This is a genomic window from Streptomyces sp. NPDC127106 (assembly GCF_042677605.1).
Classification (GTDB): Bacteria; Actinomycetota; Actinomycetes; order Streptomycetales; family Streptomycetaceae; genus Streptomyces.
Window position 1 is genome coordinate 111136 of the sequence record NZ_JBHXTC010000013.1, and the last position, 16510, is coordinate 127645.

Here is a 16510-nt window from a genome sequence, read left to right on the forward strand (position 1 = left end):
GATCTAGGTGTGTCACGCGAATGCCAGCGCCGGACCGTGCGCGGTCGCGCGCTCCTGGTAGGCGGTCCCCACCCTTGCGCACGAGCATTCGAGGCAGCAGGGTCCGAAGGCATCGTTCGAGGAGAAGGACCAAGTGCTGATCACTGCGCTACATCTGCCCTTTCAAGCAGTAACCATCCATCGAGGCCAGGCCGCCAGTCACCAGCAGCATCACTGTGATCAACACTGCTACTCCTCCAACACCGACAGCGGCGACACCTGACCGTCGTCACATAGTGGGCCCACGCGCCCAGGCGAGAAGCGCAGCTCCCTTGAGCGTAAGGGCGCCAACTCGTTCACAAGGGGTCAGCAGCGTGATCACGTCCCGAGCTGCATCGCCTGCATCCTGTCCTGTCTGCGCAAGAAAGGCGATTGCGACGCCGAGTTCCTCAGTCAGTTCCAGGCAAGACGGCCCCTGCTCATGGAGACGGCGTCGCATCGCAACAGCTGACTGGAACCACTCTGCCGCCTGAGGTGCTCACTCATCGCTCGGACACATCAATCCCAGCCGCTCGTACGAGACGGACAGGTCGCGGACGTAGACCGTGTTACCAGGCTCGGCCTTCACCAGCCGCTCGCGGATGGTCAGGGTCTCACGGTACAGGCGTTCGGCTTCGCCGGACTGCCCACTGGCCCGAGAAGCCGTTGCCATACCGATCATGGAGTCTGTCGACCGAACGGGCGTCTCGATCGGGTGATCGCGGGCACTGCCCGGCATGAGAGCAGGGCCTGGCGGTGTACGGGGAAAATCCAGGTGAGCGGACGGCCGCGCGCTGCTACGGTCGGGCGCTATGAGCTGGCTCCCCGATGACTTCGTCCATCCCGTCCTGGTACCGCTGCCGGGCAGTGGTCATCACCTGCGGCCGATCCAGGAGGCGGACACCCCGCTCGACTATCCGGCTGTGATGGGTTCGCGCGAGCGGCTGTGGACCATCTTCGGCCCAGCCTGGGGCTGGCCCGCAGCCACCATGACCTACGAGGCCGACCAGGCCGACCTGTTGCGGCACGAGAAGGAGATCGCCGCACACCAGTCTTTCAACTACGCGCTGTTCGACGCGGCGGAGACAGCTCTGCTCGGCTGCGTCTACATCGACCCACCGGAGAAGGCCGGCGCGGACGGCGAGATCTCCTGGTGGGTGGTGGACGAGCTGGTGGACAGCAAGGTCGAGCAGGCCCTCGACGAGCTGGTGCCGCGGTGGATCGCCGCCGACTGGCCGTTCGAGCAGCCGCGCTTCCTCGGCCGCGAGATCTCCTGGTCGGACTGGCTCGCCCTGCCGGAGCACCCCGACACGTAAGTGGTTGTTGCACGTACCGATCTCGAAGGCTGTCGATCGAACGGGAGCCTCGATCGGGTGACTGCGGCGGTTTCCGCGCGTGAAAACAGGGCCTCCTGGTAGCTCGGGGGTGCGATCCCATTCCGGTGGTTCCCGGAGGCCCTGTTGTCTTTGTTGTACGTCGATCACGTTCACTTCAACTCACCCGCCGGGTCGCGCGATTGCCTCGCGCACGTGTCCGGCAACGCCGCCGACCATCCGGACCGGGTGCGCCAGTATCCGTCGGACATGACAGACGCGGAGTGGGCGGCCGTCCAGCCGTTGCTGCCGGTGCCGGCCTGGTTCCAGGGGGCGGGGTGGGCGGCCCGAGGGCTACTACCACCGGCAGCTGCTGGACGCGATCCGCTACCTGGTCGCGGGCGGGATCTCATGGCGGGCGATGCCCGCGGACTTCCCCGCATGGGCCCGGGTCTACGCCTTCTTCCGCCGCTGGCGCGAGCACGGGCTGATCGCCGAGTTCCACGACCGGCTGCGCGGGACGCTTCGTGAGCGCGAGGGCCGCGAGGCCGAGCCCACTGCGGGGATCATCGACGCGCAGTCGGTGCGGGCCGCCGCGACGGTGCCGGCCGTCTCACGCGGCTACGACGGCGGGAAGAAGGTACCGGGCCGCAAGCGGCACACCGTGACCGACACCCTCGGCCTGCTCCTGGCCGTCGCGGTCACCGCCGCGAACATCGGCGACCGGGACGCCGCGGCGGACCTGCTGATCCGGCTGCGCCGTCTGCACCGCGACATCACCCTCGTGTGGGCCGACCGCGGTTACACCGGCTCCCTCGTCGGCTGGTGCCGGGACAAACTCGCCCTGACCTTGGAGATCGTCAAGCGCATCGACGACATGGCGGGGTTCATGGTGCTGCCCAGGCGCTGGGTGGCCGAGCGCACGTTCGCGTGGCTGATGAACTCCCGCCGTCTGGCCCGGGACCGAAACCCTGCCCGCCACCAGCGAGGCGATGATCCGGTGGTCGATGGTCACGCGGATGAGCCGGCGTCTGCGACGGCCACGGTCCGCCGGCCGGCACTGAACGCCCCCGACACCTCCAGGAGGAGCCACCCGCGCTCCGCCAGGCGCCCGGCTTTCGACCGCAGTCCCTCGACTTTCGCCGGCGTCGCATCAAGGCCCAGCTCCACCGCGATCTCCTTGGCCCGAAGCGGTCCGTGACCCGTGGATCGCTGCTGTTCCAGCACGCCCAGAATGCCCTGATAGTCCGGCGCCAGAACCGTCACCGGCAGCCCTTCCCGCCAGGGCGGCACCGTCGAGCCCGGCACCGGCGCGAGCGACACCACCGCTTTCTCCTCGGCCTCGGACCCGGCGGTGGTCTCGGCAGCCGAGGCTGTTAGGGCCTCGACCAGCTCTTCCCTCGCGATCACCCGCCGGTCCAGCTCGATCTCGGCGGCCTCCAACACCTCAGCCAACCGGGCGACTTCCTCCCGTAGCCCTTCCACCCGCACACGGGCCGCTGTCTCCCGCTCCTCCAGCATTCCCAGCACCGACACCATCGCGCACCCTTCGCTCACAGAGCGGAAACAAGACGCCGGATGCCTCTCTCATTTCGAGCTACAGGAACGTCGCCGATGTGGGGCAGGGAGGGGGCCGGGCGGCCGGGGTCGCGGGCGTCCAGGGGGGCAGCAGACTCGGCGACCACGTGGGCGTGGAGCGCTTCGGACACTTCCTTGCGCAGCTGCTCGGCATACGCGGTGCGCTCGGTGGGGCCGGCCACGGTCGGCACGTTGGCCCGTCGTGAGCCGACGACGACCGCAGCCGCCTTCGAAATCGTCCTGGGGCCTGGCGTGCCCGTGATCACGAAAGTTCTGGAGCGGCGCGGCTATGTACACCGCATCCGTTTCGAGGACCGGCCCGGCGGCAGCCGCGTCATGAGGTTCGGCACCGAGCTCCCCAGCCGGGGCACCACCTGGGACCGCCTGGACGAGGTCGCGCTGACCTCTCAGGGCCTGACCACAACGACCAGGCCCGACGCGGTTCGCGCCCCTCTGGTCGAACCCCGGCAGGAAAGCACAGGGAGTGAGCGGGCCATCGTCACGGTCACGCGCTCCCAGTTGCGTGCGGTGAGCGCCGCGCCAGAACGACCCGGTCAAACGCGCGCTGATGCACCTCGACCGGGCTTTGCGCGATCAGACGGACCAGGCCCACGGCGCGGTGAGGACCATCCGAGCGCTGCTGGGGAGGAGCCAGACTCCGGAGAACGTCGCCAGGCTGCGTATGGCTCTCAGCCGCGGGCTGCGTTGGATAGAGCAGCGGGCGAGGCATCGCCAAGCAGTGATAGACCAGCTGAAGGGACGCACTACGTCTGCTCTTCTCCTGGAGGCCGCCGAGTTGCTGAAGGACCCGGATGTCACGGCTGAGGAGCGAGAGGCCGTACGCACCGCGCGTATTCGGTACGGGCAAGAGAGGGGCGCATACCAGTGTGCGCTGGCCGGGCAGCGCGCAGCCAAACAGTGCGAACGTGAAGCCGAGCAGCACCAGCGTGAAGTGGAACACGCCAGCGTGAGGTAGAGCGCCGTGAGCGGGCTGAGCAGGCCTTGGCCGAGCAACGTCGTCGGGCCGAGGCTGCGGAGCGCCAGGCGCATGCCGACAACCTGGCCCATCTGGCACCGTTCGTCGCTGGCGCGTTGAAGAAGGCGGCGGCCCGGGAGGGGCGGACCACTACCTGGGGGGAGATCCGCCAGAAGACCGGCCAGCGGCAGCTGGACCGCCCTGCCCACCAGGACAAGCTGGATCTCCTGGGGATGGTCGAGAAGGACACCCTTCCCAGCAGTCCTCTGTGGTCGGCTGTCCTTGCCGCTGCCGGCACCGATGAAGCACTACGCTTTCACCGCGACATCTCACACCGCCTGCAGCGGCCCGTCCCTGACAGCGACAGTGACCTCGTCACTCAGCTCACGGCGGACTGCGCCCAGCTCCGCCGTCAGTGGTAGCCATTGCGGGGACTGTAAATCGTTCGGTGTAACTCCCGATCAAGGAAGATGCACCGATGACCAGTGAGAACGTGACCGAGGCCGTCGAGGCGGCTGCGCCGCAGCGGGCCAAGGCGGTGGACGACCGGCTGATCGACGAGCTGGTGAGCCGTGCCCAGGCCGAGGGCCTGCAGCTGACCGGTGAGGGCGGGCTGCTGCAGCAGCTGACGAAGCGGCTGCTGGAGTCCGCCCTTGAGGGTGAGATCACCGACCATCTCGGCTATGACAAGCACGACCCGGCAGGGAAGACGGCGGCAACTCCCGCAACGGCACCCGCGCGAAGACCGTCCTGACCGAGGTCGGGCCGGTGGAGATATCCGTGCCCCGCGACCGCGACGGATCCTTCGAGCCGAAGATCGTCAAGAAGCGGCAGAAGCGCCTGACGGGCGTGGACGAGATGGTCATATCGCTGTCCGCGAAGGGCCTGACCACGGGCGAGGTCCAGGCCCACCTCGCGGAGGTCTATGGCGCCGAGGTCTCCCGCCAGACGATCTCCACGATCACCGACAAGGTCATGGACGGCATGGCCGAATGGCAGAACCGGCCCCTGGACGCCGTCTATCCGGTGGTGTTCATCGATGCGATCCACGTGAAGATCCGTGACGGAGCCGTCGCCAACCGGCCTATCTACGTCGCCCTGGCCGTCACCGTCGAAGGCCGCCGCGACATCCTGGGGCTGTGGGCCGGCGACGGCGGCGAGGGCGCCAAGCACTGGATGCACATCCTCACCGAGATCAAGAACCGAGGCGTGAACGACGTCCTGATGCTGGTCTGCGACGGTCTGAAGGGCCTGCCCGACGCGGTCGAGACCGTCTGGCCCCGCACCACTGTCCAGACCTGCGTGGTCCACCTGCTGCGGAACTCCTTCCGCTATGCGGCCCGCCAGGACTGGGACAAGATCGCCAAGCTCCTCAAGCCGGTCTACACCGCCGCGACCGAAGAGGCCGCACTGGAGCGGTTTGCGGAGTTCGCCGACGCCCGGGGCAGGAAGTATCCGGCGGTCGTCCGGCTCTGGGAGAACGCCTGGGAGGAGTTCACCCGTTCCTGCGGTTCGACACCGAGATCCGCCGCATCGTCTGCACCACGAACGCGATCGAGTCCGTGAACGCCAGGATCCGGCGGGCGGTCAAGGCCCGCGGGCACTTCCCGAACGAGACCGCCGCCCTGAAATGTGTGTACATGGCGATCATGTCCCTCGACCCCACCGGGAAGGGCCAGGCCCGCTGGACCATGCGCTGGAAGACCGCCCTGAACGCCTTCGACATCACCTTCGACGGCCGCCTCTCCGCAGCACGTCAGTAACCTCGAACACCCTGGTTACACCGTTCGATTGACAGACCCCGAACACCTGCGTGCGCTGCCCGATGCTCTGGCCCGACCCTGCCCAGCGTGACCGGCTGGTCGAGATCCGCGACAATCTCATCGCCCGAATCGCCGAGGCTGAGCGCGAGGGGTGGCTCGGCGAAGTCGAAGGCCTGCGTGTCAGCCTTGCGGGAGCCGAGGACAAGCTCGCCCAGGTCGGCCGGCGTCCCCACCAGGGAGCCGACGTCGACCTCGGCATGCCCACCATCAGGAACGAGGACTTTTGAACGCCGACGCCGATCACGAAAGCCCAAGCCGGGACCTCAGCACCTGGACGATCGAACGTCTTCAGTCGTTCGCCGAGGACGCCCAAGGCCAGCAGCTGGAGGCGGTACGTGTCGTCGCGCAGAGCCATGCCTATCGCGCCGACGAACCCCGCGAAGCCCGCCAGCAGTGGGCCAAGCTGTCGCTGCAGGCCAATCATCGTCTGCACGGCGAGGGTCCGTGGGATCGAGCGCGAGGGGCTCAGCAGAACTTCATGCTCCGAATGTGGATGATCGACCAGTTCGGCCCTGACGACGAGGATCACGACTGGAGCCCCGAGGCACTGGCGGCCGACACTGTTGGCGCCCTCGCCCTCGCCCCTGCTGAGGCCCGGGCTCTCGCCGATCACTGGCGCGACCTCGAGGTTGAGCGGATCGGCGTGCTACGGCGGCACAAGAGCCTGACCGCCCATCTGGACCGGCTCGTCGGCCACCTGCAACCCAGCCCAGTACGGGATCAACTTCTCGCCTGGACAGCGACTCGCCAACACCTGCCCTGACCGAAGCCGAAACCGCGAGTTCACACCACTCTCGAGGCCCGATCTCAGAGTTCAGAGAATTCGGGCTCACCCCTTTCTACTGCGAGCCGGGACTTCGCGGCGCCCATGAGAAGGGTGGAGTGGAGTGCCAGGTCGGCTACTTCCGCCGCAACTACCTCACGCCCGTTCCCCGGGTGGTCTCCCTGGACGAGCTGAACGCGTCCTTCGCCGAGTTCGAGCAGGCGGAGGAAGGACGAAGGATCGGGATGCGGATCCGCACGATCGGCCAGGACTTCGCCCACGAATGCGTCCTGCTGATGCCCCTGCCTCAGGATTCCTTCGAGACCGGCGTCGTGTTCACCCCGAGGGTGGACCGCTACGGGATGATCGCGGTGAGGGTCTGCCGCTACTCGGTTCCGGCCCGGTTCATCGGCCGCACCGTCCGCGTCGTGCTCCGCTCCAGCGACCTCGTCGTCTTCCACGGCCGCACCGAGATCGCCCGCCACCCCCGCCTGACCGCGAAGGGCGCCGAGCGCGTCGTCCTGGACCACTTCCTCGAAGTCCTGCTGGCCAAGCCCGGCGCGATGGCCGGCTCCGCGGCTCTGGACCAGGCCCGCCGCGAGGGCACGTTCACCGTCGCCCACGAAGCGTTCTGGGCTGCGGCAAAGAAGGCCGAAGGCGACACCGAGGGCACCAAGCACCTGGTCCACGTGCTACTGCTGCACCGGCATCTCGAACACCGCGATGTGATCGCCGGCATCCGATCCGCCCTCGCAGCCGGCGCCCACGCCGCCGACATCGTCGCCCTCGAAGCCCGCAAAGCCGCTCAGACCGATGGCCGTTCCCCCACCGTGACGGTCACCGGGCCGGCACCGGCTCTGCCCGGGCCGGAGCCCAGCGAGGTGGTCAGCCTGAACGCCCGCCGGGCCCTCCGCCTCCCCTCCGACCAGCGTCCCCTGCCCGCTCTCGACCGCTGGGACCAGCTGCTGAACCGTTCCAGGAAGGACGCGCCATGACCGGCCTGCACCACAACCTGACCGAGACTGCCTCCGACGCGGCGATCGACACCGCCTGCCGGGTCCTGCGGCTGCCCACCATGCGAGCCCAGTTCCCCGACCTCATCGCCCGCGCCGAACGCGAACGGCTCTCCTACCGAGGGTTCCTGGCCGAGCTGCTGATGTCCGAGTGCGAGGACCGCGACCGGCGACGCTCGGAGCGGCGGATCCGGGCGGCCGGCTTCCCCCGCCAGAAAAGGCTCTCCGACTTCGACTACAGCGCCAACCCCAACGTCGTCCCAGCCGTGGTCAACAACCTCGCCACCTGCGACTGGGTCAAGAAGGGCGAGCCGCTCTGCCTGATCGGGGACTCCGGCACCGGCAAGTCCCACCTACTGATCGGCCTCGGAACGGCCGCGGCCATGGCCGGCTGCCGCGTCCGCTATGCCCTGGCCGCCAAGCTCGTCAACGAGCTCGTCGAAGCCGCCGACGAGAAACAGCTGTCCAAGACCGTCGCCCGCTACGGGCGCGTCGATCTTCTCTGCATCGATGAGCTTGGCTATCTCGAGCTCGACCGGCGAGGCGCCGAGATGCTGTTCCAGGTTCTGACCGAGAGGGAGGAGAAGAACAGCGTGGCCATCGCTTCGAACGAATCGTTCGGAGGCTGGACCAAGACCTTCACCGACCCGCGGCTCTGCGCGGCCATCGTCGACCGGCTCACCTTCAACGGCACCATCATCGAGACCGGCACCGAGTCCTACCGCCTCGCCCAGACCAAAGCCAGGGCGGCGAAGACGACCATCCGCTCAGCCTGACGAACCGCTCGGTCCCGAGCAAGACCCGGGCGCCTACCATCACCCCCATGAGTGACCCGTCAGCCCTGGCCCCGTTCCACCTGGACGAAACCGGCGAATCCGACCCCTCCCACTGCCTCTATCTCTTCGACGGCGACATGGAGCAGGTCGCCGACATCTTCGAGGAGCACAACGCCGAGAGCCATGGCCACGGCTGGGAGGGGCTGGCCGAGTCGCTGGTCAGTTCCCACATGCCCGACAGCGCGGACAAGCTCCACTTCGGATCAGAAGCAGGCACGTTCGTCGTCTCAAGCAGCGACCTCAAAGCCCTCACTGACCTGGCCGTCCTCTTGCACTCCGCCTTCCACAACCGCAACCTCCTCAGCCAGTACATCCTGACGGCCGACCCACGCTTCCTGGACCGATAAGGCCGCGAGTGGGGCCAGCACTAACCGGAACCCGGGGCCACCCCAGACCGTTCCGACAGCACCAGACTCCGCTGAATGGGGCCACTCCAGACCGGAAAAGTGGGGCCAAACCAAGGCGTTAAAGCCAGGCGTTCTCCTTCCGCAGGGCGGCAAGCTCCTCCCGCTCGGCGGTGGTGAGGAGGTCGTCGCGTTCACCGGCGTCGGCCTCCGCCTGGCGGATCCAGTTGCGCAGGGCCTCGTGGTGCACGCCGAGTTCCTCGGCCGTGCGGTACATCCGGACGGCACGCTCACGCAACTCCAGCGGGTATTTCCTCGGGGCAGGCATCGTCTGGGCTCCTCTCATGAGACCCATCTGACCCGCTGTCACCATTCACCGCATCTCGGGGGAACCTCAGGGACGAGCTACAGCTCGAAGGCCATCCGCACCTGGCTGCGACGCCGCGGCATCAGGCACACGATCCCCGAACGGGCCGACCAGGTGCGCAACGGGGCCCGGAAGGGCAGCCTCGGCGGCCGCCCGCCGAACTTCGATCGCGACACCTACAAACGCCGCAACGTCGTGGAACGCTGCTTCAACCGCCTCAAGGTGCGACACGAAGTCGCACACGTTAAGTGGGAAAGCCACGAGGGAAGGAGAGATGTGCTGACCCCGGATTAGTGTCCGTATCCGTTCCCACGCTCACATGCGTCGCCGGTAACAGCGGGGTGTGAAGCTGAGCGTTCAAGCCCAAGGGTTTCCCGGCCACCGGGAAACAACAGGCGAGGGAAAGACTGGAAGGGTGAACCGCGTGAACCCCTGTTGATGTCTCGTAAGGTTGAAGCTGCCTGGTGGTTCGCAGTCGGCAGCTACAGAACCCGACGCTGAGAGGCGTCAGGTGACTTCCGGAGATTTGAGACCGGAAAGAGGACACCGCCGGTTCCGGGATAGAGGGGGCACCCACCCCAGTCGTAACTTACGTGTGTGGAACGTGGAAACCCCGATGGAGTCCGGGCCACAGCCCGGTAAGCCAACCGCAAGGAAGGCCCAACTCTCCAGCGGGAACAGGATGGTCCAAAAAGCGAATGCCGGTAGATCGAAAGATCAGGGGAAAGATGGAGGTAACCTTCACGTCTCCGGTCATAACCCGCCGGATACGGGTCCCAGTGACCCGGCCTGAAAGGGTGCCCACGTGGACCGGGTGAGCCTTTGCAGTATCCCGAGTAAAGCAGCCGGAACCTGGCGGACAAGTTAGACGCGAAGGAGGAACTTACAGTTGGAGTTACCCAACCCTGTTCGGACTTCCATAGCGAACGGACCCCAGGGCGGACATCTCGACTGGCACAGCATCAACTGGGCCGAAGCCGAGGAGAACGTACGGCGTCTGAGACAGAGGATCTTCAAAGCGACACAGGAAGGGGACCTCAAGAAGGTCCGCAATCTGCAAAAGCTCATGCTGAGAAGCCACAGCAACACGCTCGTGAGCGTGAAGCGGGTGACACAGCAGAGCAGAGGCCGCAAGACGGCAGGGATCGACAGGGAACGCGCTCTCACTCCCAAGGCGAGAGCACGGATGGCAGTTGAAATTGACGGCCAAACACAACCCTGGCGGGCCAAGCCCGTCAAGCGGGTCTACATCCCAAAGAGCAACGGAAAGCAACGACCACTCGGAATCCCCGTCATGCGTGACAGGGTCATCCAAGCACGTGTGAAGAACGCGCTGGAGCCTGAGTGGGAAGCTCGGTTTGAATCACGTTCATACGGATTCCGGCCGGGCCGCGGCTGCCACGACGCCATCCAGGCGATCTTCAGCACCGCGAAGGGCAAGGCGGCCAAGCGCCAGTGGGTACTGGACGCCGACCTGGCTGCCGCGTTCGACCACATCGACCATCCCCACCTGCTCGAAGTCGTCGGGCAATTCCCAGCCAGGGAATTGATCCGGCAGTGGCTGAAGGCTGGAGTGGTCGATGACGGACGCTTCACCCGGACCGAGGAGGGAACCCCTCAAGGCGGAGTGATCAGTCCTTTGCTGCTCAACATCGCTCTGCACGGGATGGAGGAGGCCGCAGGAGTCCGCTTCGCTACCCGCAAAGGAAAGGTCATGTGGGCTGCGAAAGGAACTCCGATCCTGGTGCGTTACGCCGATGACTTCGCCGTGTTCTGCACGAGCAAGTCAGAGGCGGAGACCGTCAGGTCACGCCTGGCTGAATGGCTGCAACCCCGAGGTCTTCGCTTCAACGAAGAGAAGACGCGAATCCTCCACCTGTCGGACGGGTTTGATTTCCTGGGGTTCAACATCCGCCGCCATGGCGACAGCCTGATCATCACGCCCAGCAAGGACGCGGTCAAGAGAGTCCGGAATCGACTGAGATCCGAGATGCAAGCTCTGCTGGGGCAGAGCATCACAGTCGTACTACGCCGTCTGTCCCCTATCGTCAGGGGCTGGTTCGCGTATTACCGGACAGTGGTGTCCAGCCGGACGTTCTCGGCGCTGGACAGCTATGTGTGGACGCTCACTTACAAGTGGGCCAAGCGCACCCACCCGAAGAAGTCGAAGCACTGGATCGTGAATAAGTACTTCGGCAGGCTCAACCGATCCAAGATGAACAACTGGGTATTCGGTGACCGCGCCACGGGCGCACACCTTCCCAAGTTCGCCTGGACCAACATCAGGCGGCATCAGTTGGTCAGGGGCAAGTCGTCACCTGACGACCCTGCGCTCCTCGACTACTGGAGTCAACGCCGTCAAACGCGCACACCACCACCGATGGACAAGATCAGCCTTACTCTGGCAGCCCGCCAGAAGGGCATCTGCCCACTGTGTGGTCAAGCGCTCATCGCCGGCGCGGAATATGAGCCCGACAGTCCACGCGAGTGGATTGACTGGTTCGACGCGATGAAGAAGCGGTTGCATAAACACCACTTCACCTACCGGCGGCACGGCGGATCTGATGAGAGCAAGAACCTTCGGCTCGTCCACTCGGAATGCCATAGCCAGTATCACGCAGGCGACAGCGACCGGAAATGAGCAGAACCTGTGAAGCCTTCGGGCTTGCTTGAGCCGTGATGCTTGGAAACAGGCACGTCCGGTTCTGAGGGGGCCGGGTCACGGCGACGCGACCTGGCTACCCCACCAATGGCGAGGCATCGCCACCAGGTACGACTGTGAGGATGGCAGTGCCGTCCCGGTGGTGGCCTGACCCGAGGTACGACTGACTGTCATGTCCTTCGTCTTGATCTGTCGACCACCGTCTGGGGCGGCACTCGCTGTCGCCATGCCGACGGGTGTGTCCCGATAGGGGCCTTCGCGACAGGCACCGTCACAGTCCTGACCACCTTGCCGGCCCGGCGACGGCCACCAGCCCCCGGTTCGATGGCAGGAGACCGATGACCAGTGCCAGCATGGCTCAGCCAGCCCGATTGCACCATGAGCGCCGCCAGGAGGTGGTCTTGGGCGTCGATACCCACAAGGACACACACGTAGCCGCCGTGGTGACCACGACGGGCAAGTTGATCGACTCCGGCAGCTTCCCGACCACGGCTGACGGATACCAGCAACTGCTGAACTGGGCACGCTCGCATGGCGCGGTCGACCGAGGGGGAGTGGAATGCACCGGCTCCTACGGCGCCGCTTTGAGCCGCTTCCTACGAGGCAACGGCGTGGCGGTGATCGAAGTCAACCAGCCGGACAAGGCCACCCGGCGCCGACGAGGCAAGACCGACACCATCGACGCCGAGGCAGCAGCCCATGCTGTGCTCTCTGGCAGAGCCACTGCAACGGCCAAACACACGGATGTGCCGGTCGAAGCACTCCGTCTCTTCAAGATGGCCAAGGTCTCCGCGGTCAAAGCCCGCACGCAGGCCATCAACCAGCTCAGGGCCATCCTCGTGACAGCCAGCCCGGAGATACGGGAGCCCCTCGACGGACTGAGCATTCCCAAACTCGTCCGGGCATGTCTGGCCCTGCCGAAGGCCGCGGCTGGCACTGCAATCTCGGCAACCGTCTTCACCCTGCGACTCCTGGCCCGCCGAGTCGAAGAACTCGACGACGAGATCGATGCTCTGAAACAGCAGATCACCAACGTTCTCAGGCTGCATACGCCCGAACTGCTCGAGTGCTACGGCGTCGGTCGGACACTGCAGCAGCACTCCTGATTGCCACCGGTGACAACCCTGAGCGGCTCCGCAGCGAGGCCTCATTCGCTTCACTCTGCGGCGTGAGTCCGGTCGAGGCGTCCTCGGGCAAGACCCAGCGCAGAAGGCTCAACCTGGCTCTAGGCGGGCGGCAGACCCAGGAACTTTGCCGGAGCCAGCTCCAGGAACTTCGACACCGCGCTGGCGATACGGGCGGCCTCGGGTCCGCCGGGCTCGGCTGCCAGGCTGCGGAAGGTCAGTTCCAGGGCCCGGTCGCCGTGGCGCACCAGGAGGGTGGTGATCTGGGCCTGCTGCCCGGCCGGACCGGCGAGCATCGTGCGCATCAAGGCCTCGTCACCGAACCTCTGCTCCACCTTGAGCGGCTCGCTGGGGTCGCCGGCCGGATCCACCACCTCGACGGTGATCTCCTGATCGCCGATGTGCATCGCCCAAGCGGCGCACTCGGCGTAGACCTGCCGCATGTCGGCCATCCAGGCCACGGCCGCCCCCGGCGCCCGCTCCGATACCCCTTCGTCGACGACGATCGAGGAGTCGGCGTTCATGAACGAGGTCCTGACCTCGCGCGCGGCCTTGTCGCCGAACGCCCTGTTCAGTACGGCCGTCAGTTCCGGAGTCGCAGCAGTCATCGGCGGCGGGTCCTCGTCGGACGAGGGCGATGCCAGCCCGGTGAAATCGTCGAGGCCCGCCTCGGCCAGATCCGCTGCTGTCACCAGCAGCCGCTCAAGGTCCCCGGCCTGGGAGGTCGGCGCCGGTTGCGCATCGTCACGCGTGCTCACAAGTTGCCTTTCGTCGACCGGTGTTGGTACGTGGTGGACGCCACCGTAGCCGCTGGGAGGTCAAAACGATCATGGATCCGCGCAATATGTGAAAGTCGCCGGGCCTCCAGGGCTTCCGGGAGGAACTGCGGGCGCTGGTGCGGTCGGCCGGGCTGACTCAGACACCTCGAAAAGCGCGCTCCGTGCCTTAGAGCGCAGTCGCTTTGGGGGAGTCCGGCCAGGGTCGCGAGCGAGGCGGTGACCGGGGGTCGATCGCTTGCCGTACCGGAAACTTGTCTGTTTCCGAATCGGAAACTCTCCGCTACTCTTTCCGGTATGGAAACTAACGGAGTCGCGCTGACTCCCGAGCAGGCCCGATCCGCCCTGGCCGACACCGAGCACGTACGCGCCTCCGCCGCCGCACTGGCGGCCACGCCCTGGCCGAACTGGTTCTTCATCACCCTCACGCTCTACGCCGCCGCGTTCCCCTTCGTCTTTGGAGGCGCCACGGCCGACTCGGACTGGCTGATGCCGCCCCCGGCCTGGCTGGGCGTCGCGGTGGGAATCACCGCGTTGTACTGGGCGCTTTTCGTCGTCGCGGCCAGAGCCTGGCGCGACAAGACCGGGGTGGCCCTGCGGTTCGACGTGCTGCCGAAGCGAGCGACCGTGCCGCTCGTGGCCGGCCTGCCCGTCGTACTGGTGGGGGCGGTGTACGCGTTCCGGCTCACGGGACGGCCGGCGTGGCTGATCGCGGCCTCGCTGATCAGCACCGCCGCGTCCGTAGGCTTCCACCTCGCCTTCGTCAGGCTGCACCGGAAGGCCGCGTGAGCGCCGGGAGCCCTGACCCGCTGGAGGGCTTCGACACGACCATCCACGCCCCGAACCGGCTGCGCATCTGCGCCCTGCTGGATGCCGCGGGCGAGGCGGAGTTCGGCCGGGTCCAGGGGCAGCTCGACGTCTCCGCCTCGGTCCTGAGCAAGCACGTCACCGTGCTGATGGACGCCGGCTACGTCGAGCAGCGCAAGGCCGTACGCGACACCCGCCAACGCGTGTGGCTGCGCCTGACCAGGCGGGGCCGGGACGCATACCAAGGGCACCTCGCGGCGCTGCGCGCGATCGTGGGGCCATCGGACCCGGCCATGTGACCGCGATCGAGCGCGGCGACGCTGCAGGATGCAGGCGAAAAGCGACGCCCAGGCCTCCGTTCGCTGCTGGTACCGGGGGCACCACCGAAGCCATCACCGGCATCCTCGCCCGCCCAGGTCCCGGGTCCCGGGCGAGCCGTGCCCGGCTTGCGGGCTTCGGTCACTCGGCTTGCGGAGGACCTGATTTCGTGGGGTGGCGCAGACGGCGTCGGCCGCGGTCCTGCCGAGGCGCGTGAAGGAGAGCAGGCGGTGCCCGACCGGAGTCGGCCGGGCCGGGGTACGGCAGGCCGCGGGTCCTGGTTTGGGCCTGGGGCAGGGCATGTGCCACGCGCGGTTGTGGCCGGGCTTGCTGTGCCGAGTGGCTGTCTGAGGCGTGGGATCCGCTTGTGGAGCGGCCGCGGATAGAGGGTGGTCAGGGCCTTCCGTAGCTGTGGAGGCCGGACCAGCCGGGCGCCCGCGTCTTGGGCTGGGCGGAGGCAGCCGCGTCCCCCAAGTGAAGGGGTGTCGCGCGTGTCCCCGCCATGGGCCTCGGCTACGAGTCATCGTGGTCGGGGTAGGGCGCACCCCGAGAAAGAGGGAATGCCGGTGCTGGAACGCAAGCTTCGTGCTGCCCGCGGGCAACCTGTCGGGGCCCCATCAGTGCCGTCGCTTATCTCGCCGACTGGTCGCCGGCGCCCACGGGCCCAAGGAGCGCCGTTGGGACGGTTCACGGGCGGAGTCGGTCAGCCTGCCAGCCGGGCAGCACGCGTTCGGCAACCTGTCAGCGTGGAGACGACTGGCTCATCGACGAAAGCGCCGGCGCGCACGCCGGCCGCAGCGGCCACATTCACAGTTGAATCTGCCTGCCCTGCCCGATCTGGGCGTGCGTCTGCGACCGTGCGGGCGGAGCGTGCCCTTTCCTCGTACTAGATCGGATACAGCCATGGGCGACGCTCCGCCACCCGGGCCGGCTTCTGACAAACCCAAACCTTGGAAGAAAATCTCGCTGTGGGTACTCGCCGCTTTGACGACAGCCCTGTTGGCGGCCTTCGTCACCGACGCCTACCGCTGGATCGTGGACCTCGTCACCCCTGACGGCGATCCCGTACGCGTTGATGCAGTGAGCGTGAACATCGACGAGCCCGGCGCTGCCTTCGCCAAGGCCAGGACCCTCACCAACGAGGAACTGCGGGCACTGAACGCCAGCGACGACTTCGGCGCATGGGCACATGAGCACGGCGGCGTCGGCATCGCCGAAGCACAGACCATCGCCTTCACCCTGCGTGGCAACCGCAAGCACACCGTCCGCATTACCGGGATGAAGCTGGTCAAGAAGACCTGCGCTGCCCCCCTGTCAGGAATGTTCCTGAACTCGCCGACCGCCGGAGACGCCGGGATCCGCGAGCTCTCCTTCGACCTCGATGTGCCGAAAGACACGGTGGAGTCGTCCTACTTTGCGAAGCGGCGCGTCACCCTGAAGAAGGATGAGCAGGAGGACTTCATCCTCACGACCCCGACCCAGAAGCAGTTCTGCTCCTTCACGATCGAGGCCGCAATCCTCGACAAGGACAAGAACACCACCGTGACCATCGACGACCACGGCCGGCCCTTCACAGTCACAGCCGTCCTCCCCAGGGAGCAGTACCAGACCCTCTACGTCGGCGGCGTAGCTTCCTGCCCGCCTGGACGATGGTCGAGACAGAATCCGAAGACATTCCTGCAAGACGGCTGCGCAGACCCCTCATAGGCCAGGGCTCCGGCGAGCCGCGCCGCCGATTCAGCTGCTGGCAGCGCGGTGGGCGATGTGGTGGGCGGGTTGCCTGAAGGAGAGC

The 16510-nt window shown here is 66.7% G+C and carries 16 protein-coding genes and 3 pseudogenes; 16 read left to right on the forward strand and 3 right to left on the reverse strand.

Annotation, left to right across the window (positions count from 1 at the left end):
* Positions 1–517 precede the first annotated feature (517 nt).
* On the reverse strand, positions 518–691 hold the full coding sequence (locus tag ACFVGY_RS14770; RefSeq protein ID WP_385676265.1) for a hypothetical protein: 174 nt from the start codon (positions 689–691) through the stop codon (positions 518–520).
* A gap of 139 nt (positions 692–830) precedes the next feature.
* Here ACFVGY_RS14770 and ACFVGY_RS14775 point away from each other — a divergent pair, with 139 nt between their 5' ends.
* The 9 genes and pseudogenes from ACFVGY_RS14775 to ACFVGY_RS14815 all read left to right on the forward strand — a co-directional run bounded on the left by ACFVGY_RS14775 (position 831) and on the right by ACFVGY_RS14815 (position 8667).
* Entirely contained in the window at positions 831–1334 is a 504-nt protein-coding gene (locus ACFVGY_RS14775) for an N-acetyltransferase (protein WP_385676268.1), read from the forward strand.
* 379 nt (positions 1335–1713) lie between these two features.
* A complete protein-coding gene (locus ACFVGY_RS14780) occupies positions 1714–2532 on the forward strand; it encodes an IS5 family transposase (RefSeq protein ID WP_385676340.1) in 819 nt (272 codons plus the stop codon).
* A gap of 1379 nt (positions 2533–3911) precedes the next feature.
* Entirely contained in the window at positions 3912–4307 is a 396-nt protein-coding gene (locus ACFVGY_RS14785) for a hypothetical protein (protein ID WP_385676271.1), read from the forward strand.
* 56 nt (positions 4308–4363) lie between these two features.
* Positions 4364–5648, forward strand: a pseudogene (locus tag ACFVGY_RS14790) (IS256 family transposase).
* 62 nt (positions 5649–5710) lie between these two features.
* Positions 5711–5935: a hypothetical protein gene (locus ACFVGY_RS14795; protein ID WP_385676274.1), complete on the forward strand. Its 225-nt coding sequence runs from the start codon at positions 5711–5713 to the stop codon at positions 5933–5935.
* Complete coding sequence (locus ACFVGY_RS14800) at positions 5932–6471, forward strand: hypothetical protein (RefSeq protein WP_385676276.1); 540 nt, start codon at positions 5932–5934, stop codon at positions 6469–6471. The genes ACFVGY_RS14795 and ACFVGY_RS14800 overlap by 4 nt, the downstream gene beginning before the upstream one ends.
* A 119-nt stretch (positions 6472–6590) precedes the next feature.
* On the forward strand, positions 6591–7466 hold the full coding sequence (locus ACFVGY_RS14805) for a hypothetical protein (protein WP_385676279.1): 876 nt from the start codon (positions 6591–6593) through the stop codon (positions 7464–7466).
* Positions 7463–8260, forward strand: coding sequence for an IS21-like element helper ATPase IstB (gene istB / locus ACFVGY_RS14810; RefSeq protein WP_385676282.1), 798 nt, complete (start codon positions 7463–7465; stop codon positions 8258–8260). The genes ACFVGY_RS14805 and istB overlap by 4 nt, the downstream gene beginning before the upstream one ends.
* Positions 8261–8307: 47 nt before the next feature.
* Entirely contained in the window at positions 8308–8667 is a 360-nt protein-coding gene (locus ACFVGY_RS14815; protein ID WP_385676285.1) for an Imm51 family immunity protein, read from the forward strand.
* Positions 8668–8785: 118 nt separating this feature from the next.
* Here ACFVGY_RS14815 and ACFVGY_RS14820 read toward each other — a convergent pair whose 3' ends face one another.
* The gene (locus ACFVGY_RS14820; RefSeq protein ID WP_385676288.1) at positions 8786–8992 is read right to left on the reverse strand and encodes a transposase; all 207 of its coding nucleotides are present in this window, start codon (positions 8990–8992) and stop codon (positions 8786–8788) included.
* 75 nt (positions 8993–9067) lie between these two features.
* On the opposite strand from ACFVGY_RS14820, the pseudogene ACFVGY_RS14825 reads away from it, so the two are divergent.
* The 4 genes and pseudogenes from ACFVGY_RS14825 to ACFVGY_RS14840 all read left to right on the forward strand — a co-directional run.
* A pseudogene (locus ACFVGY_RS14825) lies at positions 9068–9271 on the forward strand (IS5/IS1182 family transposase); the annotation flags it as partial.
* A 649-nt stretch (positions 9272–9920) separates the two neighbouring features.
* Complete coding sequence (gene ltrA / locus ACFVGY_RS14830) at positions 9921–11672, forward strand: group II intron reverse transcriptase/maturase (RefSeq protein WP_385676292.1); 1752 nt, start codon at positions 9921–9923, stop codon at positions 11670–11672.
* Positions 11673–12031: 359 nt separating this feature from the next.
* On the forward strand, positions 12032–12799 hold the full coding sequence (locus tag ACFVGY_RS14835) for a transposase (protein WP_385676295.1): 768 nt from the start codon (positions 12032–12034) through the stop codon (positions 12797–12799).
* Positions 12760–12852 (forward strand): annotated as a pseudogene (locus tag ACFVGY_RS14840) (hypothetical protein); the annotation flags it as partial. The gene ACFVGY_RS14835 and the pseudogene ACFVGY_RS14840, both read left to right, overlap by 40 nt.
* 66 nt (positions 12853–12918) lie before the next feature.
* Here the strand turns inward: ACFVGY_RS14840 and ACFVGY_RS14845 are convergent.
* A complete protein-coding gene (locus ACFVGY_RS14845; RefSeq protein WP_385676346.1) occupies positions 12919–13575 on the reverse strand; it encodes a hypothetical protein in 657 nt (218 codons plus the stop codon).
* Between the two features lie 315 nt (positions 13576–13890).
* On the opposite strand from ACFVGY_RS14845, the gene ACFVGY_RS14850 reads away from it, so the two are divergent.
* The 3 genes from ACFVGY_RS14850 (at position 13891) to ACFVGY_RS14860 (ending at position 16425) form a co-directional block, all read left to right on the forward strand.
* The gene (locus tag ACFVGY_RS14850) at positions 13891–14382 is read left to right on the forward strand and encodes a hypothetical protein (RefSeq protein WP_385676298.1); all 492 of its coding nucleotides are present in this window, start codon (positions 13891–13893) and stop codon (positions 14380–14382) included.
* On the forward strand, positions 14379–14699 hold the full coding sequence (locus ACFVGY_RS14855) for a transcriptional regulator (protein WP_385676301.1): 321 nt from the start codon (positions 14379–14381) through the stop codon (positions 14697–14699). The genes ACFVGY_RS14850 and ACFVGY_RS14855 overlap by 4 nt, the downstream gene beginning before the upstream one ends.
* Positions 14700–15621: 922 nt before the next feature.
* A complete protein-coding gene (locus tag ACFVGY_RS14860; RefSeq protein ID WP_385676303.1) occupies positions 15622–16425 on the forward strand; it encodes a hypothetical protein in 804 nt (267 codons plus the stop codon).
* Positions 16426–16510 lie beyond the last annotated feature (85 nt).